Origin of the sequence: Campylobacter concisus (genome assembly GCF_003048985.1) — a bacterium.
Taxonomy (GTDB): domain Bacteria; phylum Campylobacterota; class Campylobacteria; order Campylobacterales; family Campylobacteraceae; genus Campylobacter_A; species Campylobacter_A concisus_AY.
In genome coordinates this window covers 20,511-45,453 of sequence record NZ_PIRS01000015.1, presented here as the reverse complement: position 1 = coordinate 45,453, position 24,943 = coordinate 20,511, and the positions used below count along the sequence as shown (strand labels likewise).

Below are 24,943 nucleotides of genomic sequence, written 5' to 3'. Positions count from 1 at the left end.
TAAAAACTTGCTAAGGGCAAAGCGGCCTGGGTTAAATTTAACCCTTAAGCGCGCTCGTAATATGTAGCTCCGTTTGAAAAACGCTTTGTGTAAAGTGGGGTGTATGGCACAAGATCAGCGTGTCCTGCGTAGAGCCTGCCCTCTGGCTTAAGTAGCTTATGAAGCCTTTCGACGCATTTTAGCCTAAATTCGTCGTCAAAATATATCATCATATTTCTTGAAAGGACGATGTCAAATTTACCAAGATTAAACATCGCATCATCAAAAACATTTAAAATTTTAAACTCACACCTTGGTAAAATTTCTTTTTTTATCTGAAATTTATCATCAACTTTTGTAAAAAATCTCTCCTTTTGAAACTCGCTTAGCCTATGTAAGCTCCTCTCGCCATAGCTTCCTACGCTACAAGCTTGTATGGCTTCTGAGTTTATGTCGATGCCAGTTAGCTGGATATCACTTTGTTTAAGACCAAATTCATAAGCAAGCATAGCAAGCGAATAGACCTCATCGCCAGTTGAGCAAGGCGCGCATAAAATTCTAGCCTCCCCAAGCTCTTTTGCGTAGTAGATCACGTCTTTTAGCTGGGCTAACTCTCTATAAAAATATGTCTCATTTACGGTGACTAAATTTAAAAGATCTTGCCTAAGCAGCGTGTCAAATCTTATCATCGAAACTAGATCTTTAAAGCTTTTTATCTGGCGATTTTTGGCAAATATACTAACTCTTTGCAGAGTGATGTCTCTCTTTGGCTCCAGATCAACCCCGCAAAGCGTCTTTATAGTGCTCATAAATTCGTTAAATCCATCCATATCGCTTGGTGCTTTTGCCTCTAAAACTTCGCTTTGTTTATCCACTTTGTTAAAAAGCATTTAAAAACTCCTCAAGCTCTTTTCTTATCATCATTAAATTTAACGATTTTAAATTTTGATTTAGCTCTTTAGCACGCTTTGGCATGCCATAAACTATCGCGCTCTCTTCATTTTCAGCTATGCATTTTGCACCTGCTTTATAGAGCTTATCAAGCCCAGCTGCGCCATCATCGCCGATGCCAGTTAGCAAGATCGCAAGTAAATTTACATTTTTGGAGATCTGCGTGCCTGAGTTAAAAAGTACATCAACATTTGGCGTATATATCGTTTTTATCTCAGGTTGTGGCTTTGCACTAACTGGCAAAGTCGCTGAAATTTCAAAATTTTGATCACAGATATAGACGATATTTTCTCTTAAATTTGTCTTTTCGCTTAGAATTTCAACATTTATATTGCACTCCCTGCCCATTTGCGTGACAAATGAGTTTATAAACATCTTGTTCATATGCTGAGCTATGACGACCATCGCACCATTTAAATTTATATCTTTTAATAGTTTTTTTATATGACCTGGGCCTCCTGTAGAAGCCCCTATTAAGACCAGTTTTTGAGCCACTAATTGCCTTTAAATTTAAAATTTACCACACAAATCAAGTTCTAAATTCGCCAAGTTTTGCATTTAGCGTATCTGTCATCTTATTTAGATGCTCAGCAGCTGAAGCTATCTCTTCTACGCTTCTTGCACTTTGAGATGAAATTTGACTTATGCCCTCCATGTTTTTTACTATATCGTCAATATCCTTGCCAGTCTTTATATAGTCCTCGATAGTTTTATCAGATAGTCCTATGGCTGATCTCATGATACCACTCATATCTCTTATGGTGTTTTGCGCGTTGTTTGCCACGCCTGTTAGCTCGCTTATTTGCTTAGAATTTATACTCATTTGCTCGCTACTTTCATTTATCGCTTGAACGATGACATTGATAGTTGCATTTATCTCGGTGAGGCTCTTTTGAGTGCGCTCAGCTAGCTTTCTAACCTCATCTGCAACGACTGCAAAACCACGTCCATGCTCGCCTGCACGTGCTGCCTCAATGGCTGCATTAAGGGCTAGTAAATTTGTCTGATCAGCGATGTCGTTGATAACAACAAGGACTGATTTTACCTGCTCGGCATCACGGCTAAGCTGCTCGATCTTGCCAGCCATTTGATTTTCTATATCTGATGTCTGAGCGATCTCTGAAGATAAATTTGAGATGGTATTTAGCGTCTCATCAACGTAGCTTAGCGCCTTTTGAAGATCATCTTTGCCGCCTTTTGCAACTTCGATTGACTCTTTCATATATGATTGTATCTCAGTGCAATCCTTCCCAGCGTCCTCAACTATCTTGCTTGAGTTTTCTACCCCGCGACCAGTTTGGACTGAGGTTGAGCTAAGCTCGTTTGCGATGGAGCTATTTTCATTTGAGATATCTTTTGCCTCCGAGATTAAAACCCTTACTTTTTCTATAAATTTATTTATAGCCTCGCTGGCTTTTGCTATCTCATCTTTGCCAACGACTTCTAGTTTTCTTGTTAGATCGCCATCACCACTTGAGAGGTTTGTAGCTCGCAAGATTAACTCATTTAGCGGTTTTGTGATAGAAATTTTAGAATAAAGCATGGCAACTATTAGTGAGATGATTAAAACTACGACGGCTATGACGATGAAATTTGTAGTGTTTGCATTGGCATCATTTTGCATGGTAGCTGAAATTTTATCTATCTCTTTATACATACCCTCAAGATCAACAACAGACATCAAAAGCACATCCTCATGAAATAAATTTAGCTTTTGTCCACGTGCTATCTTTCTTATAGTATTGCCATCCTTTGACTTCGCAACAAAATTTACAAAGTCTCCATTACTATTTTGCTTAGCCTTTTCGATAAGCTCTTTTACATATTTATAGCCATTTGCGTCAGTTGCATCAAGCCTATTTTGTCCATTAAATTCAGGTATACCAGGGTTTGCAATAACCACACCATCTATTGTTGAGAGACTAAAGTAACCAAGCTTACCATCACCAAATCTAGCCCTTGAGAGATAGTCGATAATATCTTCTTTTTGATCTTCTATGGTCTCGTTTGCGTCGTCATAGACCTCTTGAATTTTTAGCAAAATGTTTGAAACGATATCCATCTCTTCACTTAAAGCTGCTCTTTTATCGGCTAAGATCGTTTCAGTCAGCTCTTTAGTAGAAAATTCTATCGCTTTGTTTTGCTCGTAAATGTTTAGAAAGACTAAGATGGCTCCAAGCACCAGTAGGGACGAGACGATCATCATCGTTACTTTTGATGAAATTTTCATAATAACTCCTTTTTAATGTTTAAATTTCCTTAATTTTGAGATTATAGCACTATTAAAGTGAAATATTTACTTTTTATTTGTGATCTTATATAAAAAGCTAAAAATCTCGGCCACCGCTTTATATAAATTTGGCGGTATCTCTTGATCGACCTCTACCTTGCTTAAAATTTCAATGAGATCAGGATCCTCTTTGATCGGTATGTCATGCTCTTTTGCAAGGCTTATTATCTTGTTTGCTATCTCGCCAGCACCGCTTGCAAGCACCTTTGGAGCGTTATCTTGCGATCTGTTGTAGCCAAGAGCGACGGCTTTTTTCTTATTTACTTGCATCAAATTTTCTTATCAAAGCCCACATCAAGGCCGCCAAAATTTTTAAATCTATCGTTTAGCTTCACCTTTGGCAAAGTCTTAATGTTAAAATTTGAAACGATTAGTCCAAGCTTTGAGATCGCTTGCTTTAGCTCGCTTGAGCTAGACAAAATAAGCTCTTTAAACTCATTTGTCTGCGTTGCCACCGATAGATCGATATAGCGTTTATCCACAAGCCCCACCATCACATTTATCTGGCCAAATTTCTTAAAATTTAGATCGATCTGGGCATAAAATTTATCCTTTTTACCCTGTTTAAACGCGACATTTCCGCCCTCCACGCCGTCCCAGATATAAGGCATATAAGTTTGTATGCCTCCTTGCAAGCTTGAGACCATCTGATGCATTTCTATTTGAGAGATCATCTTGTTTGCAGCATTTACGCTCTGGGCGTTTTGGCTCTTTTCGCTTATGTTTAAAAGCGTGCTTTTTACATCTTGATTTAGCACCTTTGAAATTTCACTCTGGCTCTTTGTCGTGATGTTGTTTATGTCGTTTGTAGCGAGCTTTAGCTGCTTTAAAAGCGCCTTGCTCTCAGATAGCTCGCTTTTTGCTGTGCTAGCTTCTGGGTCTGCTAGGCTAAGGCTGTGCGCGAGGCGTCTGGCCGCACTTTGGAGCTTATCTTGCAAGCTGCCCTCTTTTGAGACGTCGCTAACCTCGTTAAATGCCTTTACAAGCCCCGTCTCATCGCCTATGTTATTTAGCATTTTTAGATCGTTTTTTAGGTTTTCAAGGATAGCTTTTAACTCTTTGTGATTTGAGCTAAAAGCCGCACTTTGATTTAGCTTTTCACTCGCTAAATTTGCTACCTTTTCGCTTAAATTTGAGATGAAATTCTCCATCTTGCCGATCTGGCTTTTAACCGCGTCTGCGCTTTGATCTTTTGAGAAGTTCTTATCAAGAAATTTAGCCACATTATCAAGCTTATCCACATCTTTTAAAAGCGTTTTCATGCTTGAGTTATCAAGGAGATTTTTAGCGTCACTACTCGCTTTTTCAAGCATGGAGGTGAGCTTCATAAATGAGTTTTGATTATCCAAGCTCTCATCATTTAGAGTTAAAATTTGACTAAGTAAATTTTGATTTGAGAGATTTTTTATATCGCTTAGTAGCTTTTGTATCGAGCTTGGCAGCTTCTCTGGAGTGAGCGCATCTTTTAAATTTGCTTCAAGCATGACGCCAGAGTTTTTGATCTGATCATTTAGCGAACCAGCTTTAAGATCGGCTATTGGTTTTAGAAATTCTTTTAGTTTTAGTGCAAGGCTCTTTATCTCAGGGCTTTCGCTTTGCATAGCCTCGCTCTCTAAGCTTTTTGCAAGGTCTGAGAGCTCGCTAGCTAAATTTGGAGCGATCTTTGTATCTTTTGCCTGAGATAAAATTTGCTCAGCCTTACTAAGGCTTGAAGCGCTTTTTAGATCATCAAGCACCCTTGCAACTAGCTTGCCAACGTTATCAAGAGCGTTTGAGACGGTCTGTTCGCTTGGCGTCCCAGCTGGCTGATTTTTAAAAAGTGAACCCTCGTTTTTACGGACAGGCGCGTTTTGGGTGGCATTTTGCCCAGTTTGAACCGAGGTGTTTGATATGTTTAGAGAATTTGCTACGTCCATTTTCTACTTTTTATTTTCTCTATCGGCAAAATTGCCATTTTGCTGAATAGTCGCGATGCCAGCCGTCCTTGCAACGAGCCTGTCGTTATACTCTTTTCTCATGTGCTGTGGTATGGTCTTTTGCGTTAGCGCAAACAAGATGAGTCCAACATAAAGCACCAAATAGACATAGATAAAGCCAAATGCGCCAAAAATTTTCATCGCATAGCTCATAAGAAGCGGCGAGAAAAGCGAGGCAAAAGAGTAGCTAAAAAGCAGCGCACGTGCCACTTGGACGCTCTTTGTCTTGTCTGTGATCTCGTCATTTGCCCTAGCAAGCGAAAGTCCGTATGTGCAGAAAATTCCGCCGCCAAAGAAAAATGAAAGTATGTATTGAACGATCAAATTTGAGCCATTTAGCAAAAAGAGTGCTGCACTTACTAATGCCACGGCGCTACAAAGCAAGAGCGCTGGGCGTCTGCCGTATTTATCTGAAAAGCCTCCGATAAATGTTTGAGCTAAAAAGCCCCCAGCCATCGCTATGGTCATAAAAAATGACGCCTCTTTTGCGCTATATCCTTGAAGCAAGATAAAGAGACTTGCCATAGAAAAAAAGCCATTTATCGCTAAGCCAGCAACTAGCGCTCCCACAAGGGCTAGCGGGACGATGCCAAAAATTTTAGGGATGTTTATGGGTTGGCGCTGCGGGATTTGAGGCTGGTTTATGCGGATTAAATTTAAAGGTATGCTTGAGAGCATGATAAAGGCTGCACTGATGATGAAAATTTCAAATGCGCTAAGATCAAGCGCTAAGATCAAAATTCCAAGTCCAAAACTCGTGTAGAAAACGCACTCGTAAAAGGCGATGACGCGCGATCTTATCTTGTTTGGGATCTTAGCGTTTAACCAGCTTTCTATAACCATCAAGAGTGCGTAGTAGCAATATCCCAAAAAGGCTCGCAAAATCGCCCAAAATATCAAATTTTCACTTATGGCGTGAAGCATGGCTGAGACTGCAAAGATAGCTGAAAAGATAGCAAAAGCTCTGATGTGGCCGGTGGTTGAGATGACCCTGTGCGCTGTGATCGTGCTAATTAACGCTCCTATGAAAAATCCAGTGTTAATTAGTCCAATCGCAAGCTCGCCTACGCCATTTTGCTTAAGAAGTGCGCTACAAGATGCGATGACTAGGCCATTGCCTATAAAAAGCAGGCTCATACCTAAAAATAGCGGCCCCATCGAGCGAATGATCCTAAAGCTACTTGCCATCTGCGTCCTTTCTCAAATTATTTTGCATTATCCCAAAGATAAAAGCTCCAATGGGCATCGGAGCAAGCCCCACTAAAAAGCCAGGCACGTTTAGTAAATTTTCATTTTTTAAAAATATAAATCCAAAAAAAAGTATCGCATACGCAACCAAGCGATAAGGCATAAAGGCCGCTGCAAAACTTCTATCTTTAAATGAAAATTTCTGCTTTTTTAGCCTTGCTTTTTCATCTTTTAGGCTAAACTCTTTTGTCTCATTTTGGGGCAAAATTTCTTCATCCTCTTCATCCTCTTCTTCTATCTTGGCTAAAATTTCATCTCTTGCATTTTCTAGCCTCGAGTTTATGCGGTTTTTATAGGCAAAAAAGCTAGCCGTTAGGATGATAAGCGAGGCAAAAAATGAAATTTGCGAGCTTATAAAAAATTGATTTGATATAAATTTGCCAACCACGCTAAGGGCTAACCAAAGCGCAAAGTAGCAAATAAAAAGCCTGCTAATCGTCCTCGTCATCATCGTCTTTTGTGTAGCCCTTATATCTAGTCTCATCCTTTAGCTCATCTAGGCTTTTAACCTGCGCTTTGTAGGCTTTATAGACGTTTAAAATAGCAGCTGCGATGCCAATAGCAAAGCCTATCCAAAGCGCTGGCGTGAAATTTGTAGCCTTTTTTACAAGATATCCTAGCCCAGTGCCAAGCAAGATCGCAACTACGATTGAAACACCAAGGCTTAGCTGTTCAGCCCCTGCTACGATATCTTTTATCTTAAATTTTGCCATTAAGCCTTTATCTCCAAAAATGCCTCTTTAGCTGCATTTACCGCTAGATCGATATCCGCTTCACTCATCGCATCGCAGATAAATCCAGTCTCAAACTGGCTAGGTGCAAGATAAATTCCGCGTCTAAGCATCGCTTGGTGAAATTTAGCAAAGAGTTTTGTGTCGCTCTTTAGCGCATCGTCGTAGTTTTTTACGGCATGCTCTGTAAAAAAATAGCCAAACATAGAGCCACGAACCTCAGTTTGAATGGTGATACCAGCGCTTTTTGCTGCCTCTTTGAAGCCATCCATTAGTCTTTTCGCTAGTTTTTCAAGTCTAGCGTATAAATTTACGTCGCTATTTATCTTTGAAATTGCCGCTATACCAGCGCTCATCGCCACTGGGTTGCCACTTAGCGTGCCTGCTTGATAGACAGCGCCTTCTGGGCTTAAGCAGTCCATAATTTCAGCCTTGCCACCAAATGCAGCGACATTCATGCCTCCGCCTATAACCTTGCCAAATGTGACAAGGTCAGCATCCACTTCGTGAAATGGATATGAGCCAAGGCGAGAAGCCCTAAAGCCGCTCATAACCTCATCAAGGATGAGCACAGCGCCAAATTTATCGCAAAGCTCTCTAAGCTCTCGTAAAAATTTCTTATCAGCTGGAACAAGCCCCATATTTCCAGCTATTGGCTCGATTATGACGACGCCTATTTTGTCTTTATTGTTCTCAAAAATGGCCTTTACGCTCTCTATATCGTTGTAGATAGCTAAAAATGTATTTTTCACAACATCTTGTGGCACGCCGCCGCTTGAAGCGTTGCCGTATGTCGTAGCGCCACTTCCTGCTTTGATAAGAAGTGCGTCGCTGTGTCCGTGGTAGCAGCCTTCAAATTTGATAAGTCCATCTTTTTTAGCATAGCCTCTAGCCACTCTGATAGCGCTCATGGTAGCCTCAGTGCCAGAGCTAACGAAGCGAATTTTATCTATTTGTTTAAACTCATCACATATTAGCTTTGCTAGAGCGGTCTCTTTTGGTGAGGGAGCGCCGTAAGATACGCCTTGTTTTACAGCAGAGATGATCGCATCTTCTATATCTTTGTCGCAGTGACCAAAGATGAGCGGTCCCCAGCTTTGGATAAAGTCAAGGTATTTTTTGCCCTCGACGTCGTATAGATAAGCGCCCTTTGCATGATCTATCATCACAGGCTCGCCACCAACACTTCCAAATGCACGAACTGGTGAGTTTACGCCGCCTGGGATATATTTTTTAGCTTCACTAAATGCCTCTTTATTTGTCATTTTTTATCCTTTTGATTTTGTGTTTTTAAATTTGTCTTTTGATTATCTTTTTGATTTGTTACTGGCTTTGCTGGTGACTTTGGTGCCTGCGTGCTAGCTGGTTTTGCAGGCTCAGCTGGTTTTGCAGGAGCGCTCTTATCTGGCTCTACTACTTTTGCGCTTGGGGCGGCTTTAGCAGATTCAGGCTGTTTTTGCGTAGCAGCAGGAGCGGCTGGCTTAGCTAGATTTTGCGATTTTGCCGATTTTGCAGGAGGTTTCATCTGATTTGTGATGTATTCATAAAGGATGGTAGTCTCCTCATCTGTCAAAAAGTAGCTTGGCATGACGCCCTTTGGCTTTGTAAGAGCTGCTTTAAAGCTTTCAAAATCTATATCATTTATCTTTGGTGCTCTAAGCTCATCATCGACCGTTTTGTTTGCTTTTTTGTCAAAGTGCTTGTATTTAGAGATTAGACTGCCCTCGCCCTTTGCGCCGTGACATTTATCACAGCCTATGCCACGTGGATTTAGGTAGAGCATCTTGGCGTACTCGGTCTTTGTGATAAAATCAGCACCAAAAATCGCCACGCAAAAAAGCAAAATCAAAAAAACAGACCTCATAAACCTCTCTTTTAAAAATTTAATTTATTTTTAGGTATGATACCACCCTTGTGATTAAAAAAGCTTTTAAGTAAGGATCGAATATGAAAATTTTAGACGGAAAAGCCGTATCTTTAAAGGTCAAAGAAAGCGTAAAAGTAAGAGCTGATGAGCTAAAGAAATTTGGTGTCGAGCCAACCTTAGCCGTCGTCTTGGTCGGCGAAGATAAGGCATCTCAAACATACGTTAGAGCTAAAGAGAAAGCCTGCAACGAGTACGGCATAAAAAGCGTGGCTCACCGTCTAAGCAAAAATACAACCCAAAACGAGCTTCTTGCACTTATAAACGTGCTAAATTTAGACGATAGCATCCATGGTATCTTGGTTCAGCTGCCACTACCAAAGCACATCGACACAAACGTCGTGCTCGCAGCGATCGATCCACGAAAAGACGTAGATGGCTTTCACGCTGTAAATGTTGGCAAACTTGTTAGCGGCCTTGATGGCTTCGTGCCTTGCACACCGCTTGGCGTGATGGAGATTTTAAAAGAGTATGGCATAGAAGTGGCTGGGCTAAATGCAGTGGTGATCGGCAGAAGCAACATCGTTGGCAAACCTATGGCAAATTTACTCCTAAACGCCTCTGCAACGGTTACAGTGACACACAGTAAGACTAAAAATTTAAAAGAAATTTGCAAAAATGCTGACCTCATAGTTGCAGCCATCGGTAGGCCATTTTTCTTAAAGGCTGACATGGTAAAAGATGGCGCAGTAGTCGTTGATGTGGGCATAAACAGACTTGATGATGGCAGGCTTGTGGGTGATGTGGATTTTGACGAGGTCGCACCAAAATGCTCATACATCACGCCTGTTCCTGGCGGCGTTGGCCCGATGACCATAGCCATGCTTTTAAACAACACAATCCTTGCTGCACAAGCAAAGATAGCTAAAAATTAAAGAGTGAGATAATGAAGAGAGCTTTTACTAAATTTTATGACTTTTGCTCGAGCTGGACAGGCACGGTTATCATCGTTTTGCTTGTCATTTTCTTTGTAGCTCAAGCCTTTGTGATCCCGTCTGGTTCGATGAAAAACACGCTTTTGGTTGGGGATTTTTTATTTGCTAAAAAGTATGTTTATGGCATACCAACACCAAGAATCCCTTGGCTTGAGGTGAAAATTTTACCTGAGCTAAATGACAATGGGCATCTCATCACAGGCGATGGTCCTGCAAGGGGCGATATAGTCGTATTTCGCTATCCAAACGATGAGAAAACTCACTTTGTAAAGCGCTGCTTTGCAACCAGCGAGGACGAGATCGTCTTTACTGAAAAAGCCCTCTATCTACGCCCAAAAGAGGGAGATAGCTTTATAAAGGCAAACTGCCGTGAAAATTTAAATGGCAAAGAGAGTAAATTTGGCTACTCATGCAGCGATATAGCCGAGCTTGATGGCAAGCTTTTCATAAAAGAGCCATATAGATTTAGCGGCATCCACTACGATGAAAATGTAAATTTATTTGAGCAGATGGTTTTCATGCTAAATACAAACAAATCAAACGTTTTTATGAAGCCAGCGCTCATTAGCTCACTACCGCAAAATCCAAATTTTAACTTTAACGCTTTTTACGTCAAAGTGCCAAAAGATGAGTACTTCATGATAGGTGACAACCGCGATCACTCAAACGATAGCCGTTTTTGGGGAAGCGTGGCTTACAAGGACATAGTCGGTCAGCCTTGGTTTATATATTTTAGCTGGGACAATAACTATAATGTGCGCTGGGAGCGTATCGGACGCTTTGTAGATACGATAGAAAACGATGAGTTTTTCACAAAACAAGCTCTAAAAGAAGGAGAAGTTGATGGACTTCACTAATTTTGACCCTATAAAAGTCGCCACTATCGTCATCTCTTTAATAATCGCCATCGTCGGCCACGAGATCGCTCACGGATATGTCGCTTATAAATTTGGCGACAACACCGCAAAAAATCTTGGCAGACTTAGCATAAATCCTATAAAACACATCGATCTTGTTGGCACTATCATCGTGCCACTGGTGCTTTATCTAAGCACTGGCATGATGTTTGGCTGGGCAAAACCAGTGCCTGTAAATACCTACACAGTCGTGCGAAATGGTGGCTACAAGGCAGCTATCTACGTAAGTTTAGCTGGCATTTGCTACAACATCATCCTAGGCATTTTGTCGCTTTTTGTGTTAAAGGCTTTATTAAATATAGAAACCTTTGAAATTTTACTTCAGTTTTTATTTACGCTTGCGCTTTTAAATTTGATGTTAGCCATCTTTAACCTCTATCCGATCCCGCCACTTGATGGCTTTCACGCGCTCGAGTATGCGCTTAGAAATTTTGGCTTTCACGCACTGGCAGAGAAGCTTGAGGGCATCTCAAGATATGGCTTTGTCATTCTTATCATCATCCTCATTTCGCCTTTAAAAGATACTATCTTTTATCCGACAAGATACGTTTTAGATATAGCAAGTGCCTTTATAAATGGCTAAATTTAGAGCAAATTTGCTCTAAATTTTTGGCTTTGTGATCTTATAAGAGTACTCTTTTTTAAATTCCTCTTTTGGCGCAAGGCTAAATTTAAGCTCCACCTTGCCATCCTTGCTGATATCTTTTTTATCAAAGCCCTTTATCTCGACCTTTACCGCCTCGTCAGCAGAGACTGGCACACGCTCCACCAAAGTTACATCGACACTTTTACTTGAGTTATTTTTGACACTTATCTCATAGCCCTCTTCGCTTATGCGGTCTTTGCCAAGAAGCGAGCTCTTTTTAAATTTATTTAAACGCTCTTTTTTAAGCTCGATTAGCTCGTTTTGTCCTAAAAATAACTGCACTGGCTCATCTTTAGCTTTCATCTCAAATTCGCTTGGACTGCCAACACTCACGCCATTAACGTAAAACTGCGTTTTGGCTGGCGTTAGATCGTCATTTAGCTTAAAGCTAGCTACGTTATATGCCTTTAGTGAGCCGTAAAAATCAGCAAAAACGCTAAAATTTGCATCCATTTTTTGTGTGTCGTAAGTTATATATTTGCTCTCGCCTTTTGCTAAATTTATCCCATCTATCTTCCAAATTTTAGCAAATTCGTTCTCATCTCTTTGCACACGCATATCAGCGACCTCAGCAGCGACTTTTGCGGCTCTTAGCATATTTTTTGAAGCGCCGTAACCATCAGCTTCAGCCTCGCTCTCCTCGTACCAAGGGTAAAACTTGCTTGGAGCAAGCGCCTTTTGATATCTGGTCGGATAGATAGCGAGCTTTAAATTTTTAACTTCACTTGCAAATGGGTTGGTGAGTAAAATTTCTTGTTTTATCAAGATATTTTTATTTTTTGTGTCTGCATAAATTTCATTTAGCGTCTTTGGGGCCTCATCATCCATGTATGAAAGCGTCGCCTCTTTTGGGCTGCAAGCAAATTTCATATCAAGCTGCAAAAACCCAGCCATCTCGCTCTTTGGCTCATTTTCTTTAAGCGCTTCAAGCTCACTTTTAGCAGCTGAAATTTTCTCGATATTTTCTAGGCTAAATTTATAAAACTCCTCAGCTCTTTTTGTCACATCGTTACTTTTATTTTCTCCTATCAAAGCTTGCTCTATAAACCTGCCTCTTGCATTTAGCGCCTCAAGTTTGTTGTTTAAATTTGCAACTTCTTGCTTCCATTTTATGTAACTTTGGCTATTTTCTTCGCTGATCTTTTTTAGATTAGCATTCGCGTCACAATCTCCATTTATCGTGATGCTCTCACTATCCACACCCTCTGACACAAAGGCGCTAAAAGAGCTATTTGCGTCGCTAAATTTTTGAGTGATGATCATTTGATCTGTGTAGATCTCTATCAAATTTTCATTTGCAAAGGCTAGCGTCAAAGCCACTAAAAAGAGCACTTTTTTCACATTTTCTCCTTTAAATTTTTGGTAAATTATAGCTTCATTTTGGCTGAGAGTAAAATTTTATTTTAATGCAACTTTGACTATAATCAACAAAAAATTTAACGGACTTTTCATGAAGATAGACAAAGTTTTCTTAGCTAGCGATCACGCTGGTTTTGAGCTAAAAAACGAGCTTAAAGAGGCCATTAAAGGGCTTGGATACGAAGTAGTTGATCTTGGCACAAACGATAAAAATAGCGTTGATTACCCTGATTATGCACATTTGCTAGCAAGCAAGCTTGAGCCTAACTGCTACGGCGTGCTAGTTTGTGGCACTGGCATAGGCATATCAATAGCCGCAAACAGGCACGAAAACGTAAGGTGCGCCCTTTGCCACGATGAATTTACCGCAAGGCTTGCCAGAGAGCACAACGACGCAAACGTGATCGCTTTTGGCGCAAGGGTTATTGGCGCAGGCGTGGCTATCTCGGCAGTTGAAGCCTTTTTAAAGACTGAGTTTGCAGGCGGCAGACACGAAAGAAGAGTCAAAAAAATAGAGCTTGAGGCAGGCAAATGATAGGCGAGTGGATCGTTTTTACCGCTCTTGTTTGTGCTGCGATCTACCTAACCGTCATGGTTTTTTACTTCAAAACGCTTCTCAAAAAAGAGCGTGCGACAAAAGATTTTATGAAAAATAACCTCCAAGACACCGAAGTCGTCATAAGAAAATTTCAGATCCAACTCCAACGAAGTCTAGGCAACATCGACATCTTGACAGACGAGCTAAACAAAACTAAAAACGACGTAACCTCACTTCGCACAAGAAATTCCCAGTACCGCTTAGAAAACGACAAGCTAAGACAACGCATTCGTGAGCTTGAAGGCAAGATCGAAGCGCTACTATAACCTCAAATTTAAGGAAATTTATGAAAATTTTAGATCAAAAAGGCAAAGAATTTTTACTAAACTCTATTCGTTGCATAAACGACTTTCCAAAGCCTGGCATAGTCTTTCGTGACATCACGACGCTGCTAAACAACAAAGAGGCATTTAACTTTTTGATAGATCATTTGGTGGCTAGATATGAGGACACAAATATCGACTACATAGCTGGTATTGAGTCACGAGGCTTTATCTTTGGCGCGGCGCTTGCGGCAAGACTAAGGCTGCCTTTTGTGCCTATTCGCAAGCCAAAAAAACTACCTTTTATCACGCTTTCTCAAAAATATAGCCTAGAGTACGGCGTCGATGAAGTGCAAATTCACATCGATGCTTTTGGAGAAAAAGCAGGTGCTAGAGTGCTTTTGATGGACGATCTCATAGCCACTGGAGGCACCGCAAAGGCTTCAGTTGAGCTTATCAATCAAACTAACGCAACCTGCGTAGAAGCGTGCTTTCTCATAGATCTAGTCGATCTAAAAGGTAGCGAAAAGCTAAAGTCGCTTACTAAAATTTACAGCGTTTTAGAGGTTTAGAATGGAAGAATTTTTTATAGAACTGCTTAAAGAGTACGGCTACATCATACTTTTTGTCTGGTGTATCATGGAGGGCGAGATGGCCTTAATAATGGCTGGAATTCTCGCGCACACCACGCACATGCATATCGCACTTGCTATCTTTGTGGCTGGACTTGGAGGCTTTGTGGGAGATCAAATTTACTTCTACCTTGGACGTTACAATAAAAAATACATCGCAAAAAGGCTTCACACGCAGCGGAGAAAATTTGCAGTGGCGCACATAATGCTGAAAAAATACGGCTGGCCGATCATCTTTTTGCAACGCTATATGTATGGTTTTCGTGTCATCATACCGCTTTGCATAGGACTTACCGGCTATGATGCCAAAAAATACGCCTTTATAAATTTGATCAGCGCTTGGTGCTGGGCGGCGATCACCACCATACCTGCTTGGATACTTGGCGAGCATATATTAGTGCTGCTTCAAAAAGCAAAAGAGCACTGGTATGTCGCTATCCCAGTGGTTGCCATATTTATGGGGCTTTTGATATATACATTTAAGCGCATCGAAAATAAAATTTTAAACGAAAGGAGAGACAGAAGACATGCAGTTTCAAATAGTTGATAAAAAATTAAAAGATATAAAAGCTGATATTGAACTAATTTTTGTAGTAGATAAGGAGTTAAAACATAAATTTATAGGCGATAAAGAGGCTATTAAATTTAACAATTACAAGGGCGATAGCGTCCTCATCCTAAGTGAGGCAAAGAGGGCTTACGTGCCACTTTCTAAGCTTGATCTTGACGAGCTTAGAGTTGCAGCCGCTAAAGCTTATAATGCACTAAAGTCACTAAATATTAAGAGCATAAAGCTAGCTTCTTACGTAGCGCAGTGCCAAAAACTAAGCTTTGAAGCACTTGCTGAGGGCTTTTTGCTTGGAAGCTACGAATTTAACAAATATAAAGAGAAAAAAGAGAAATACACCCTAAAAGAGGTCATCTTTTCTACTGAAGAATTTGCTGGCAAAAAGGTCGATCTAAAGGCGGCAAATGAGGGATTTAAAGAAGCAGCGATCATCGCTGAGGCTACAAATTTTGCAAAAGATATCGTAAATGAAATCCCAGAAATTTACACACCGCAAAAGATGGCCGAGGATGCGCAAAATTTAGCCAAAAGTCATGCAAGTATAAAGTGCGAGGTCTATGACGAGAAATTTCTAGCAAAAGAGAATATGAACGCATTTTTGGCGGTAAATCGCGCAAGCGTGCATAAACCAAGGCTCATCCACCTAACCTATAAGCCTAAAAAGTCTAAAAAACGCATCATCTTTGTTGGCAAAGGGCTAACATACGATAGCGGCGGCCTTAGCTTAAAACCGGCTGATTATATGCTTACTATGAAATCAGACAAAAGCGGTGCAGCAGCAGCTCTTGGCATCATAAAAGGTGCTGCGGAGCTAAATTTACCATTTGAAATTCACGCCATTTTGGGTGCTACTGAAAATATGATCGGCGGCAACGCCTATAAGCCTGATGACGTGCTTATCTCAAGAAGCGGCGTTAGCATAGAGGTAAGAAACACCGACGCAGAGGGACGTTTGGTCTTGGCTGACTGCCTAAGCTACGCGCAAGACTTTAAGCCAGACATCTTAATCGATATGGCAACCCTAACTGGCGCTTGCGTCGTGGGGCTTGGTGAATACACAACAGGCATCATGGGCAACAGCGAGAGCCTAAAAAGCGAGTTTAAAAACAAGATAAAAGATAGCGGCGAGCTAGCGACTACGCTTGATTTTAACCCTTATCTTAGCGAGCTCATAAAAAGCCAGATCGCAGACGTTAGCAACTGCGCCTCAAGCAGATATGGCGGCGCGATCACAGCTGGCATGTTTTTAGCTAAATTTATCAAAGATGAGTACAAAGATAAGTGGCTACACCTTGATATCGCAGGTCCAGCATACCGCGAAAAGGCTTGGGGATACAACCAAGCAGGTGCGAGCGGGGCTGGCGTGAGGATGAATTTATACTTTTTACAAGCACTTAGCAAGGAGAATTGATGGGACTTTCAGTTGGAATAGTAGGCCTGCCAAATGTGGGCAAATCAACGACATTTAACGCACTTACAAAGGCGCAAAATGCCGAGAGTGCGAACTATCCGTTTTGCACTATCGAGCCAAACAAAGCCATCGTGCCAGTGCCTGATAAGCGCCTAAATGAGCTTGCAAAGATAGTAAGTCCTAATAAAATTCAATATTCAACCATCGAATTCGTAGATATCGCAGGTCTTGTGAAGGGTGCAAGCTCAGGAGAAGGACTTGGCAATAAATTTTTATCAAACATCAGAGAGACCGAGCTTATTTTGCACATCGTTCGCTGCTTTGAAGACGAAAACATCACCCACGTCGAGGGAAGTGTTGATCCAGTAAGAGACATCGAGATCATCCAAACCGAGCTGATACTAGCTGACATTGAACAATTAAACAAAAAGATAGAAAAGCTCACAAGAGAGGCAAAAGCAAATGCAAAAGGCGCTAAAGAGGCACTTGAGATAGCAAATTTGCTTCTTGCTCACCTAAATGATGGCAAAAGTGCAAGCAGCTTTGAGCAAAGAGATAGCGAGGCATTTTTGGCGCTAAACAAAGAGCTAAGACTTCTAAGCGCAAAAGAGGTAGTTTATGGCGCAAACGTCGATGAAGAGGGACTTAGCGAAGATAATAAATTTGTAAAAGCACTAAAAGAATACGCTAAAGCCTCAGACCACGAGGTGATCAAGCTTTGCGCCAAGGTCGAAGAGGAGCTAATAGGCCTAAGCGATGAAGAAGCTCACGAGTTTTTGGCGTCTCTTGGCACGAGTGAGAGCGGCCTTGAAAAGATCATCAAAACGTCTTTTGCTAAGCTAAATTTAATAAGCTATTTCACCGCTGGCGTCGTAGAGGTAAGGGCTTGGACGATCACAAATGGCTGGAAAGCGCCAAAAGCAGCAAGCGTCATCCACAACGACTTTGAGAGGGGCTTTATCAGAGCTGAAGTGATAAGTTATGATGACTACATCGCACATGGCGGCGAAAACGGAGCCAAAGAGGCTGGCAAGATGAGGCTTGAGGGCAAAGACTACATCGTGCAAGATGGCGATGTGATGCACTTTAGGTTTAATGTCTAAATTTAGCCCTTTTTGGGCTAAATATCTAAAATTTTTTATAAAAATATTTAAGCCTTGAGTTGCAAGGCAAATTTAAACTTCTTTGTTGCAAGTTAATAAAATTCTTTTAAAAAATATCAAGTCATAATCCTATGAGCAAATTAAGTCTTAAGAAAAATACTAAGCCTAAAGAAATTTTAGTAGATAAAATAATACGTTCATCATCTTTTACATGCCTTCATACCTATAATATTTTGAAGACTATAATTCATATTATAATGGATACAAAAAATTGATCATTAGATTAGATAAGGTATAAAAATTTACTCATATGCTTAACGTATTTATTTTATAAGTCCTATCGCTTCAGCAAATTTAAGTTCTTTGTTTTCAAAGAGCTTAAATTTGGTCGCATCTTTTTCGCTAAGTATGACGATGGTTGAGCCAAGCTCGAAATTCCCAGACGCTCACCCTTTTTGATGTGTAAATTTTCATACTCATAAATTTGCGTGAAATTTGCCACCACATTTGTCTGGATGCGCTCATCAAAGCTAAATTTCATCTTGCTAGCGTTTGGTGCGCCTACAAAAATAGGATCTTATCTTGACATTAGTTATTCTTTTTAAAACCAAACAACGCAAATTTACCATTGCAGGTTGATTTGCCACCTTGCAAATTTAATAAATTTTATCTCGCTTTATTTTGCAAATTCTTTTTATGATCTTTATATGCCACAAAGCATGCAAATATAAAAACGACGATAGTTATGGCTAGGATCAAATTTTGCCCTAACATAAAAGCTCCTGATTTGTAAATCTAAACCTCTTTTGCGCTGTTTTTAAAGACATTTACCACGCTGGCTCGTTTGTGGCAAATTTCAGCATACTCTTTCTCGCTTTTTGAGTCATAGACTATGCCAGCTCCAGCTCCGACAAAGACGTTGCTAAAGCCGTTTTTAGCTGGCACAAAGATAGCTGAGCGGATAAGGATCGCCACCTGAGCGTCGCCATTAAAATGCAAAAATCCAATGCCCCCACCATATATATTTCGCTCAAAAATTTCAAGCTCATTAATTATCTGCATCGCTCTGATCTTTGGCGCACCGCTTAGCGTGCCAGCTGGAAAGATGCTAGCAAGCACGTCAAAAAGATTAAGCTCCCTAGCGCACTTGCCATAGACGTCGCTCACGATGTGCATCACTTTTTCAAATTTCTGGATATGCATCGCATTTTTTACCGACACGCTCTTTGACTCTGAGACCCTGCCGATATCATTTCTAGCAAGATCGATTAGCATCTTATGTTCAGCTAGCTCCTTTTCGTCGCTTAGTAGCTCATTTTCAAGCGCCACATCAGCGTTTGCATCGCCGCCTCTTGGTCTTGTGCCTGCGATCGGTGCTACAAAAATTTGCTCGCTTTTCATCTCAAAAACAAGCTCAGGCGACGAGCCGACCACATCACCATAAGGCGTAGGAAAATGAAACATATATGGGCTAGGATTTGCGTTAGCTAGCTTTTTGTAAAAGTCCAAACTGCTCATATTTGTTGAAATTTCAAGTAGCTCTCCAAGCACCACCTGAAAGACGTCGCCACTTCTTATGTACTCTTTTGCCACCTCAACCATATCCTCAAAGTGTTTCTTTTCGCTACTAAGATCAGTTTTTATGCTAAACTCACAATCTTTTTCACCCTTATACTCTGCCTTTAAATTTAGCAAAAAGTCATAATATCTCTCTTTATCTCCATAAAAAGTGTAAATTTTACTCATCTTATCAAAGTGCAGATATGCTTTAGCATCAGCGTAGATAAATTTTGGAAATTCATACTTTTTAGCCTTCTTCTCGCCGATATACTCAAAGTATCTCACGCCGTCATAAGCAAAGACGCCAAAAAGTCCGGCAAAAGGAGCAAGCGATTTGTTACGATTAGTATCAAAGTAGCTTCTAAGTCCGTAAAAGTCCATATCCTTTTCGTCGATATATTCGCAGTCGATGCCGATTATCGTTTGCGTCTTGTCTTCAGCAAGGTAGCTATTTTTAAATTTCTCTCTGATCGCTTCATAATAAAAGAGTGGTTGTTCTAAGAGCATATTTTTCCTTTTAAATTTTTATTGATTATAAAAAATTTTCGCTTTTACTTTTTAGAATTTTGGCTAAATTTTTAAATTTACGCCTTTTTTACTATTTTTTTAAGAGCCCCTTGGCTAAAATTTGCACCAGTCGAGGGAGAAAAAATGCTTTTTGTAGAACTATTTATAATCGGTATCGGCGTTGGTTACATCGCCGGGTTTTTTGGCATCGGTGGCGGCACGGTCGTCGTTCCTATCATGGTCGCCTTTGGATACGACGTCAAAACTGCCATTGGCATAAGTGTCATGCAGATGATCTTTAGTGCGACGTTTGGCTCGTATCTAAACTACAAAGCTGGGCTTTTAAAGCTAAATCGTGGTGTGGTTTTGGGGCTTGGAGGCTTGGTCGGAGCTAGCTTTAGCGGCATCATCGTATCGCACGCACCTGCACTCTTACTTGAGTCTATGCTACTTGCGACATTTGTCTTTTCACTTATAAAACTATACTTTTCGCCAAACAGCGATGGCTCAAATGCGAATAATTCGCTCTTTTTGCTATTTTTAGTTGGCGTTTTTGTTGGCGTTTTTGCCATTAGCATCGGCATCGGTGGAGGCGTATTTATCGCTCCTATCTTGGTTGGCTTTTTACGTTATGAGCTGAAAAAAGCCGTTTCTATGGGCGTGTTTTTCGTTATGTTTGCAGCCATTGCCGGCTTCATCTCACTCTCACTAAATGGTCACATCTCATACGCTGAGGGCACATTTTTGGGTCTTGGCTCGCTAATAGGCGCATACTTTGGCACCAAAAAGACGCAAAATACCGACAAAAAAACACTTAAAAAATGGTTTTTGGTCTTTTATATAGCGATGATATGTTTGATATTAAAAGATATGTTTTTTGAGTAAGAGCATGGCTAAATTTGCCACGCTCTTTTTTTAAATTTCTTCAAAAAAGTAAGCTTCACTTAGTTTAAAAGCAAGCTCTTTTAGCTCATCTTCGCTTAAATTTACGCCCTTTGCGATCTCTTTAAGGCTGGCTTTGCCGTCAAATTTCAAGGCAGCTTTGATCTCTTCAACGCTTAAACTAAGCTTACCATTTAGCTCATTTGCTAAAGATATGACTGGCGAGCTAGCCTCCATAAAATACCCCAGATATGCCGCAGCTCTAGGCTTTAGCCTAGTTTTTTTAGGCTCATAAGCAAGTGCTGCAAGTTTTGATGATGAAATTTTGGTGTTTTGATCATTTAAAATTTCAAGTAGCCCCATAAATGCTTCGCTCTCGCTCTCACCAAGTGCAGCCTTTACTTCGCTTAAATTTAGACTTTGCGGATAGGCTTTGCTTAAAATTTCTTGCGCTTTTGTCCTTGGCTGCTCACTAAAATATGCAAAATAAACCCTATCAAGCTCGCTCTCTCCAAGCACCGCATCAAAGTCCTCAGCGCCACCAAGCCTTTCTTTGTGCGCGATGAGGCTCTTTCTAAAGGATCTATTAAACAAAAAGTCATTTAGCTGCTCTTTCTTGATGCGGGTGTTGTAGCTTTGCTCGATGTGCGCGTCAAAGCGGTAGATCCCAGTTGAACTTGCAAAGATATCATTTAGTGAGGCGTCTATGACGTAGCAAAGCCCGTGTTTATCGATGTGTTTAGCAAATTTATGAAAGTAAGTTGGCTCGTTACTAGCCTCCAAGAAGTCGTGCAAAATGTAATAATCACTCCCCTTTGCGATGATGCCCTGCAAGAAATTTAACTGCGTTAAAAGTAGCTTCATGCTGTCTTTATAGACGACATCGCTTTGGTTTTGCAGGCTAAATTTCAAATAATCCTGCAAGAAATTTAACTCCTCTTTGACGTGAGGTAGCGACTCTTTATCGCCCCTGTTTGCGCTTGCAAAGAGCATGAAGTCCCTTAAGATATCAAGGCTCTTCCAGCCTGGGTAGGTGTTATAAGAGACGTAGGCGATGCCATCTTTGCTAAGTAGCGCCTTTATCGTTGCAAGTAGCGCGTCTCTTACATTTGGGCTCACCCAGCTATAAACGCCGTGAGCGATGATGTAGTCAAACTCGCCAAGCTCCTTGATATCGTGCTCATTCATGTGCAAAAAGTCACGCTCGAGAAGGGTGAAATTTTTTAAACCCATCTTCTTTGCTATCTTGTTGCCCTCTTCTACTTGGTGGCTTGAGATGTCGATGCCAACGACCTTTGCCTCTTTGTGAGAAGCTGCAAATGGCAAGATATTGCCGCCGTATGACGAGCCAAGCTCCAGCACTCTGGCATCTTTTAAATTTGCCGCCTTTAAGCCCAGAAATTTAGCCACCGCCTCTATCCTAACGGGCGAGCAGTCGCTAAATGCAGCTGAGAAATAAGGAATTTCGTCGTAAGCTTTTTTTGCCTTGTTCATCAGCCGTGCTTTCTGGCAAATTCTCTCATGAACTCGCCAAGTTTATCAACGTCGCTTTGGCTAACGGCGTTGTAGATAGAGGCTCTTATGCCGCCAAGATGTCTGTGGCCCTTTAGCCCTAGCATGCCCTCTTTTAGCGCTTCTTCGACGAAAACTGGCTCAAGCGCATGATCTTTTGGTATCGTAAAGCTCACGTTCATGTCTGATCTGCTTGATTTTTTAGCGTGACCCACGTAAAAGCCATTTGAGCTATCTATGATGCTATAAAGCGTGCTTGCTTTTTTGGCATTTATCTTCTCAACCTCAGCAAGTCCGCCAAGATCTAGCAGGTGCTGCATGGTTAAATTTAAAAGATAAATTCCAAAAGTTGGCGGTGTGTTGTAAAGTGAGCTTGCCTCTACGTGCGTTTTATAGCGCAAAAACATAGGCACATTTTGGCTGCTCACGCGATCAACTAGGTCTTTTCTTAAAATGACGATAGTCACGCCGCTTGGGCCTGCATTTTTCTGAGCGCCGCCGTAAAGCAAGCCGATACTGCTAAAATCAAGCGGTCTAGCGAAAAAATCACTCGAAGCATCGACAACAAGGGGCGATTTGGTCTTTGGCATAGCCTTATACTGCGTGCCGTAAATTGTGTTGTTTGAGCAGATGTAGGCGTAGTCGGCGTCATCGCTAAATTTAAACTCAGGGATGTAAGAGAAATTTTCATCCTCGCTGCTTGCTACGACATCTACATTTACGCCAAGCACTTTTGCCTCTTTGATCGCTTTGTTTGTCCAAACGCCGGTGTTTGCATATTCAGCCCTGCCACCTTGATATAAATTCATCGGTATCATGCTAAATTGCAAGTGTGCGCCGCCTTGCAAAAATAAAATTTCATACTCATCACCGATGCCATAAAGCTTTCTTATCTTCTCCATCGCGCCAAAGTGGATCTCCTCAAAGGTCTTGCTTCTGTGGCTGATCTCCATGATCGAGTAGCCCTCGCCTCTGTAGTCGGTAAATTCGGCCTTTGCGTGCTCTAAAACGTCTAGCGGTATCGCGCTTGGACCTGCGCTAAAGTTGATTTTTCTACTCATTTTTACTCCTTGATAATTGCTTTTTTATGTGTATTTTGCGAGATAAGCTCGATCTCATCATTCAAATTTAAATCCCTAAGATCAGCCCTCTTGCCATCTTTTCTAACCTCGATAAGCCCCTTTGTGCTCTCAAAAAAGAGCTCCCTCATCTCATAAGCCTTCTCTAGCGAGCCAAGAGCTGAGCTAAGAAGCAAGAGCTTTCTTTGCACGGCGTTTGTTAGGGCGTTTTGCTTGTTTGCCACCTCGCTAAATTTTAGCTCGATCCTAGCTTTTAGGGCGTTTGATGAAAATTTAGAAAGTAGTAAATTTAATAAATTTTGCTTCTTTGTGATCTTTAAATTTAATGCGCTATCAAGATCATCGCTGAGCCTGTCAAGATACTGAAAAAACGCCTCTTCATCAGGCAAAAGATCAAGCATGGCTGCACTTGGCGTAAGCGATCTGCGGTCTGCCACAAAGTCACTTATAACATAGTCGATCTCGTGTCCGATAGCGCTTATGACTGGCGTTTTTGTAGCGTAAATTTCACGTGCTAAGCCCTCATCGTTAAAGCACCAAAGATCCTCTTTGCTACCACCTCCGCGAGCCAAAACGATCACATCGACGCCGTATTTATCAGCCCTGCGCAAGGCTTTTATAAGCGAGCTTGGAGCACTTTCGCCCTGAGTTAGCGCGTCAAATATATAAATTTCACTTAGTCTCCAGCGGCTTCTTACCACCTTTAGCATATCCTGAAGTGCAGCTGAAGTGGCGCTTGTGACAAGGGCTATTTTTTTAGGTAAATTTGGTATCTCTTTTTTTGCGCTGATGTCAAAAAGCCCATCGTTTTCGAGCTTTTCTTTAAGCTGCCTAAACGCAAGCTCAAGCTCGCCCTCGCCATCAGGTAGCATCGCGCTAGCCACCAGCTGATACGAGCCACTTGGCGAGTAGATGGTCACTTTGCCATAAATTTTGACCTTTAGTCCCTCTTTTGGCAGAAATTTCACCTTTTGGTTATTCATGCGGTACATCACGGCTGAGATGCTTGATTTTTCGTCCTTTAGCGTGAAGTACCAGTGCCCAGAAGCGTGCTTAGTAAGGCGCGAAATTTCGCCACTTACCTCGACGTAGTCAAGGGTTGCTTCAAGCAGTGCCTTTGCTTTTTCGTTTAGCTCAGATACGCTAAGCATTGATCTCTCTTACCTTTTTAGCGATAAATAACGTTGAAATGTCCATGCTAAAACCCTTGCAAAGCTCTATCTCAAAGCCAGCCTCTATGAGCTCGTCGCAAAAGCTCTTTGCGTCCAAGAAATTTTCGATCGAGCTTGGCAGATACTCATACGCCTCTTTATTTTTTGAGATAAAACCCCCGATACTTGGCAAAATTTTACTTAGGTAAAAATCTCTTAGCGCAGTTATAAAGCCCTTTTTCTGGCGCTTTGTAAATTCGAGCACGACGACGTAGCCATCTTGAGCAAGCACTCTATTAAATTCCCTAAGCGCAGCCTTTCGCTCGACCACGTTTCTTATGCCGTAGCTTATGCTTAAAATTTGAGCCTCACCGCTTGCAAGCGTCGTATTATCAGCGTAGGCCTCTATAAATTTAAAATTTGGAAATTTCGCTCTCGCCTCTTTTAGCATGCCGCTTGATGGGTCGATGCCAGTTAGGCTTTTCACCTCTACGCCAAATTCTTTTGAAATTTCACTCCAAAGCCCCATCATATCGCCAGTGCCGCATGCCACATCCACGATATTTATACTTTTATTTTTAAAAATTTCTAGCATATATCTGCAGGCAAATTTCCTCCAGCTCACATCCACGCCAAGGCTTAGCACCCTGTTTGCGACGTCGTAAGTCGGAGCGATCTGGTTAAACATATCAACTATTTTTTCTTGTTTTTGCATAAATTT

The 24,943-nt window shown here is 41.2% G+C and carries 26 protein-coding genes and 1 pseudogene; 10 read left to right on the top strand and 17 right to left on the bottom strand.

The window, feature by feature from the left end; translation table 11 throughout:
• Nucleotides 1–44 precede the first annotated feature (44 nt).
• The 10 genes and pseudogenes from CVS91_RS09595 to CVS91_RS10355 form a co-directional block, all read right to left on the bottom strand.
• Nucleotides 45–869 carry a CheR family methyltransferase gene (locus tag CVS91_RS09595; protein WP_107831799.1) on the bottom strand — a complete coding sequence of 275 codons (825 nt, stop codon included), beginning with the start codon at nt 867–869 and terminating at the stop codon, nt 45–47.
• The gene (locus CVS91_RS09590) at nt 859–1,425 is read right to left on the bottom strand and encodes a CheB methylesterase domain-containing protein (protein WP_021087663.1); all 567 of its coding nucleotides are present in this window, start codon (nt 1,423–1,425) and stop codon (nt 859–861) included. The genes CVS91_RS09595 and CVS91_RS09590 overlap by 11 nt, the downstream gene beginning before the upstream one ends.
• A gap of 34 nt (nt 1,426–1,459) precedes the next feature.
• Nucleotides 1,460–3,160 (bottom strand): methyl-accepting chemotaxis protein, encoded by a 1,701-nt coding sequence (locus CVS91_RS09585; RefSeq protein WP_107831798.1) that lies wholly within the window; start codon nt 3,158–3,160, stop codon nt 1,460–1,462.
• 66 nt (nt 3,161–3,226) lie between these two features.
• Nucleotides 3,227–3,493: a FlhB-like flagellar biosynthesis protein gene (locus CVS91_RS09580; RefSeq protein ID WP_223227339.1), complete on the bottom strand. Its 267-nt coding sequence runs from the start codon at nt 3,491–3,493 to the stop codon at nt 3,227–3,229.
• Complete coding sequence (locus CVS91_RS09575; protein ID WP_107831797.1) at nt 3,490–5,136, bottom strand: flagellar hook-length control protein FliK; 1,647 nt, start codon at nt 5,134–5,136, stop codon at nt 3,490–3,492. Before CVS91_RS09575 ends, CVS91_RS09580 begins: the two co-directional genes overlap by 4 nt.
• A 3-nt stretch (nt 5,137–5,139) precedes the next feature.
• The gene (locus CVS91_RS09570; protein WP_107831796.1) at nt 5,140–6,384 is read right to left on the bottom strand and encodes an MFS transporter; all 1,245 of its coding nucleotides are present in this window, start codon (nt 6,382–6,384) and stop codon (nt 5,140–5,142) included.
• On the bottom strand, nt 6,374–6,892 hold the full coding sequence (locus tag CVS91_RS09565; protein WP_234409692.1) for a hypothetical protein: 519 nt from the start codon (nt 6,890–6,892) through the stop codon (nt 6,374–6,376). The genes CVS91_RS09570 and CVS91_RS09565 overlap by 11 nt, the downstream gene beginning before the upstream one ends.
• Nucleotides 6,876–7,157: an AtpZ/AtpI family protein gene (locus CVS91_RS09560; RefSeq protein WP_012001455.1), complete on the bottom strand. Its 282-nt coding sequence runs from the start codon at nt 7,155–7,157 to the stop codon at nt 6,876–6,878. Before CVS91_RS09560 ends, CVS91_RS09565 begins: the two co-directional genes overlap by 17 nt.
• The gene (gene hemL / locus CVS91_RS09555) at nt 7,157–8,440 is read right to left on the bottom strand and encodes a glutamate-1-semialdehyde 2,1-aminomutase (protein WP_107831794.1); all 1,284 of its coding nucleotides are present in this window, start codon (nt 8,438–8,440) and stop codon (nt 7,157–7,159) included. The genes CVS91_RS09560 and hemL overlap by 1 nt, the downstream gene beginning before the upstream one ends.
• 263 nt (nt 8,441–8,703) lie before the next feature.
• A pseudogene (locus CVS91_RS10355) lies at nt 8,704–9,039 on the bottom strand (c-type cytochrome); the annotation flags it as partial.
• 83 nt (nt 9,040–9,122) lie between these two features.
• Between CVS91_RS10355 and folD the strand changes: the two are divergent.
• From folD to CVS91_RS09535, 3 genes are read left to right on the top strand one after another with little or no spacing between them, the layout of a single operon-like run.
• Nucleotides 9,123–9,974: a bifunctional methylenetetrahydrofolate dehydrogenase/methenyltetrahydrofolate cyclohydrolase FolD gene (gene folD / locus CVS91_RS09545; RefSeq protein WP_107831792.1), complete on the top strand. Its 852-nt coding sequence runs from the start codon at nt 9,123–9,125 to the stop codon at nt 9,972–9,974.
• Nucleotides 9,975–9,985: 11 nt separating this feature from the next.
• Nucleotides 9,986–10,891, top strand: coding sequence for a signal peptidase I (gene lepB / locus CVS91_RS09540; RefSeq protein WP_002939748.1), 906 nt, complete (start codon nt 9,986–9,988; stop codon nt 10,889–10,891).
• Entirely contained in the window at nt 10,878–11,534 is a 657-nt protein-coding gene (locus tag CVS91_RS09535) for a site-2 protease family protein (RefSeq protein ID WP_107831790.1), read from the top strand. Before lepB ends, CVS91_RS09535 begins: the two co-directional genes overlap by 14 nt.
• 18 nt (nt 11,535–11,552) lie before the next feature.
• Here CVS91_RS09535 and CVS91_RS09530 read toward each other — a convergent pair whose 3' ends face one another.
• Entirely contained in the window at nt 11,553–12,938 is a 1,386-nt protein-coding gene (locus CVS91_RS09530) for a DUF4139 domain-containing protein (protein WP_107831788.1), read from the bottom strand.
• 109 nt (nt 12,939–13,047) lie between these two features.
• On the opposite strand from CVS91_RS09530, the gene rpiB reads away from it, so the two are divergent.
• Genes rpiB through ychF form a run of 6 tightly spaced genes read left to right on the top strand, consistent with a single transcriptional unit; the run spans nt 13,048 to nt 17,531 of the window.
• Complete coding sequence (rpiB, locus tag CVS91_RS09525) at nt 13,048–13,491, top strand: ribose 5-phosphate isomerase B (RefSeq protein ID WP_021086444.1); 444 nt, start codon at nt 13,048–13,050, stop codon at nt 13,489–13,491.
• Nucleotides 13,488–13,820, top strand: a complete 333-nt coding sequence (locus tag CVS91_RS09520) for a hypothetical protein (protein ID WP_002939538.1) — start codon at nt 13,488–13,490, stop codon at nt 13,818–13,820. Before rpiB ends, CVS91_RS09520 begins: the two co-directional genes overlap by 4 nt.
• Before the next feature lie 20 nt (nt 13,821–13,840).
• Nucleotides 13,841–14,389 carry an adenine phosphoribosyltransferase gene (gene apt, locus CVS91_RS09515; protein ID WP_107831786.1) on the top strand — a complete coding sequence of 183 codons (549 nt, stop codon included), beginning with the start codon at nt 13,841–13,843 and terminating at the stop codon, nt 14,387–14,389.
• A gap of 1 nt (nt 14,390) precedes the next feature.
• On the top strand, nt 14,391–14,996 hold the full coding sequence (locus CVS91_RS09510; protein WP_021083652.1) for a DedA family protein: 606 nt from the start codon (nt 14,391–14,393) through the stop codon (nt 14,994–14,996).
• Nucleotides 14,977–16,428 (top strand): leucyl aminopeptidase, encoded by a 1,452-nt coding sequence (locus CVS91_RS09505; RefSeq protein WP_107831784.1) that lies wholly within the window; start codon nt 14,977–14,979, stop codon nt 16,426–16,428. Before CVS91_RS09510 ends, CVS91_RS09505 begins: the two co-directional genes overlap by 20 nt.
• Nucleotides 16,428–17,531 (top strand): redox-regulated ATPase YchF, encoded by a 1,104-nt coding sequence (gene ychF / locus CVS91_RS09500; protein WP_012001444.1) that lies wholly within the window; start codon nt 16,428–16,430, stop codon nt 17,529–17,531. Before CVS91_RS09505 ends, ychF begins: the two co-directional genes overlap by 1 nt.
• 337 nt (nt 17,532–17,868) lie before the next feature.
• Here the strand turns inward: ychF and CVS91_RS09495 are convergent, their stop codons facing one another.
• Nucleotides 17,869–18,072 (bottom strand): hypothetical protein, encoded by a 204-nt coding sequence (locus tag CVS91_RS09495; RefSeq protein WP_413784159.1) that lies wholly within the window; start codon nt 18,070–18,072, stop codon nt 17,869–17,871.
• A 254-nt stretch (nt 18,073–18,326) separates the two neighbouring features.
• Nucleotides 18,327–19,598 (bottom strand): anthranilate synthase component I family protein, encoded by a 1,272-nt coding sequence (locus CVS91_RS09490; protein ID WP_107831782.1) that lies wholly within the window; start codon nt 19,596–19,598, stop codon nt 18,327–18,329.
• A 144-nt stretch (nt 19,599–19,742) separates the two neighbouring features.
• Here CVS91_RS09490 and CVS91_RS09485 point away from each other — a divergent pair, with 144 nt between their 5' ends.
• Complete coding sequence (locus CVS91_RS09485) at nt 19,743–20,483, top strand: sulfite exporter TauE/SafE family protein (protein ID WP_107831779.1); 741 nt, start codon at nt 19,743–19,745, stop codon at nt 20,481–20,483.
• A 30-nt stretch (nt 20,484–20,513) separates the two neighbouring features.
• Here CVS91_RS09485 and CVS91_RS09480 read toward each other — a convergent pair whose 3' ends face one another.
• Genes CVS91_RS09480 through ubiE form a run of 4 tightly spaced genes read right to left on the bottom strand, consistent with a single transcriptional unit; the run spans nt 20,514 to nt 24,937 of the window.
• Nucleotides 20,514–21,974, bottom strand: a complete 1,461-nt coding sequence (locus CVS91_RS09480; RefSeq protein WP_107831778.1) for a class I SAM-dependent methyltransferase — start codon at nt 21,972–21,974, stop codon at nt 20,514–20,516.
• Nucleotides 21,974–23,053 (bottom strand): phosphoserine transaminase, encoded by a 1,080-nt coding sequence (serC, locus tag CVS91_RS09475; protein WP_107831775.1) that lies wholly within the window; start codon nt 23,051–23,053, stop codon nt 21,974–21,976. Before serC ends, CVS91_RS09480 begins: the two co-directional genes overlap by 1 nt.
• A 2-nt stretch (nt 23,054–23,055) precedes the next feature.
• Complete coding sequence (gene xseA, locus CVS91_RS09470; protein ID WP_107831774.1) at nt 23,056–24,222, bottom strand: exodeoxyribonuclease VII large subunit; 1,167 nt, start codon at nt 24,220–24,222, stop codon at nt 23,056–23,058.
• Nucleotides 24,215–24,937 (bottom strand): bifunctional demethylmenaquinone methyltransferase/2-methoxy-6-polyprenyl-1,4-benzoquinol methylase UbiE, encoded by a 723-nt coding sequence (gene ubiE / locus CVS91_RS09465; RefSeq protein WP_107831772.1) that lies wholly within the window; start codon nt 24,935–24,937, stop codon nt 24,215–24,217. The genes xseA and ubiE overlap by 8 nt, the downstream gene beginning before the upstream one ends.
• Nucleotides 24,938–24,943: the final 6 nt, after the last annotated feature.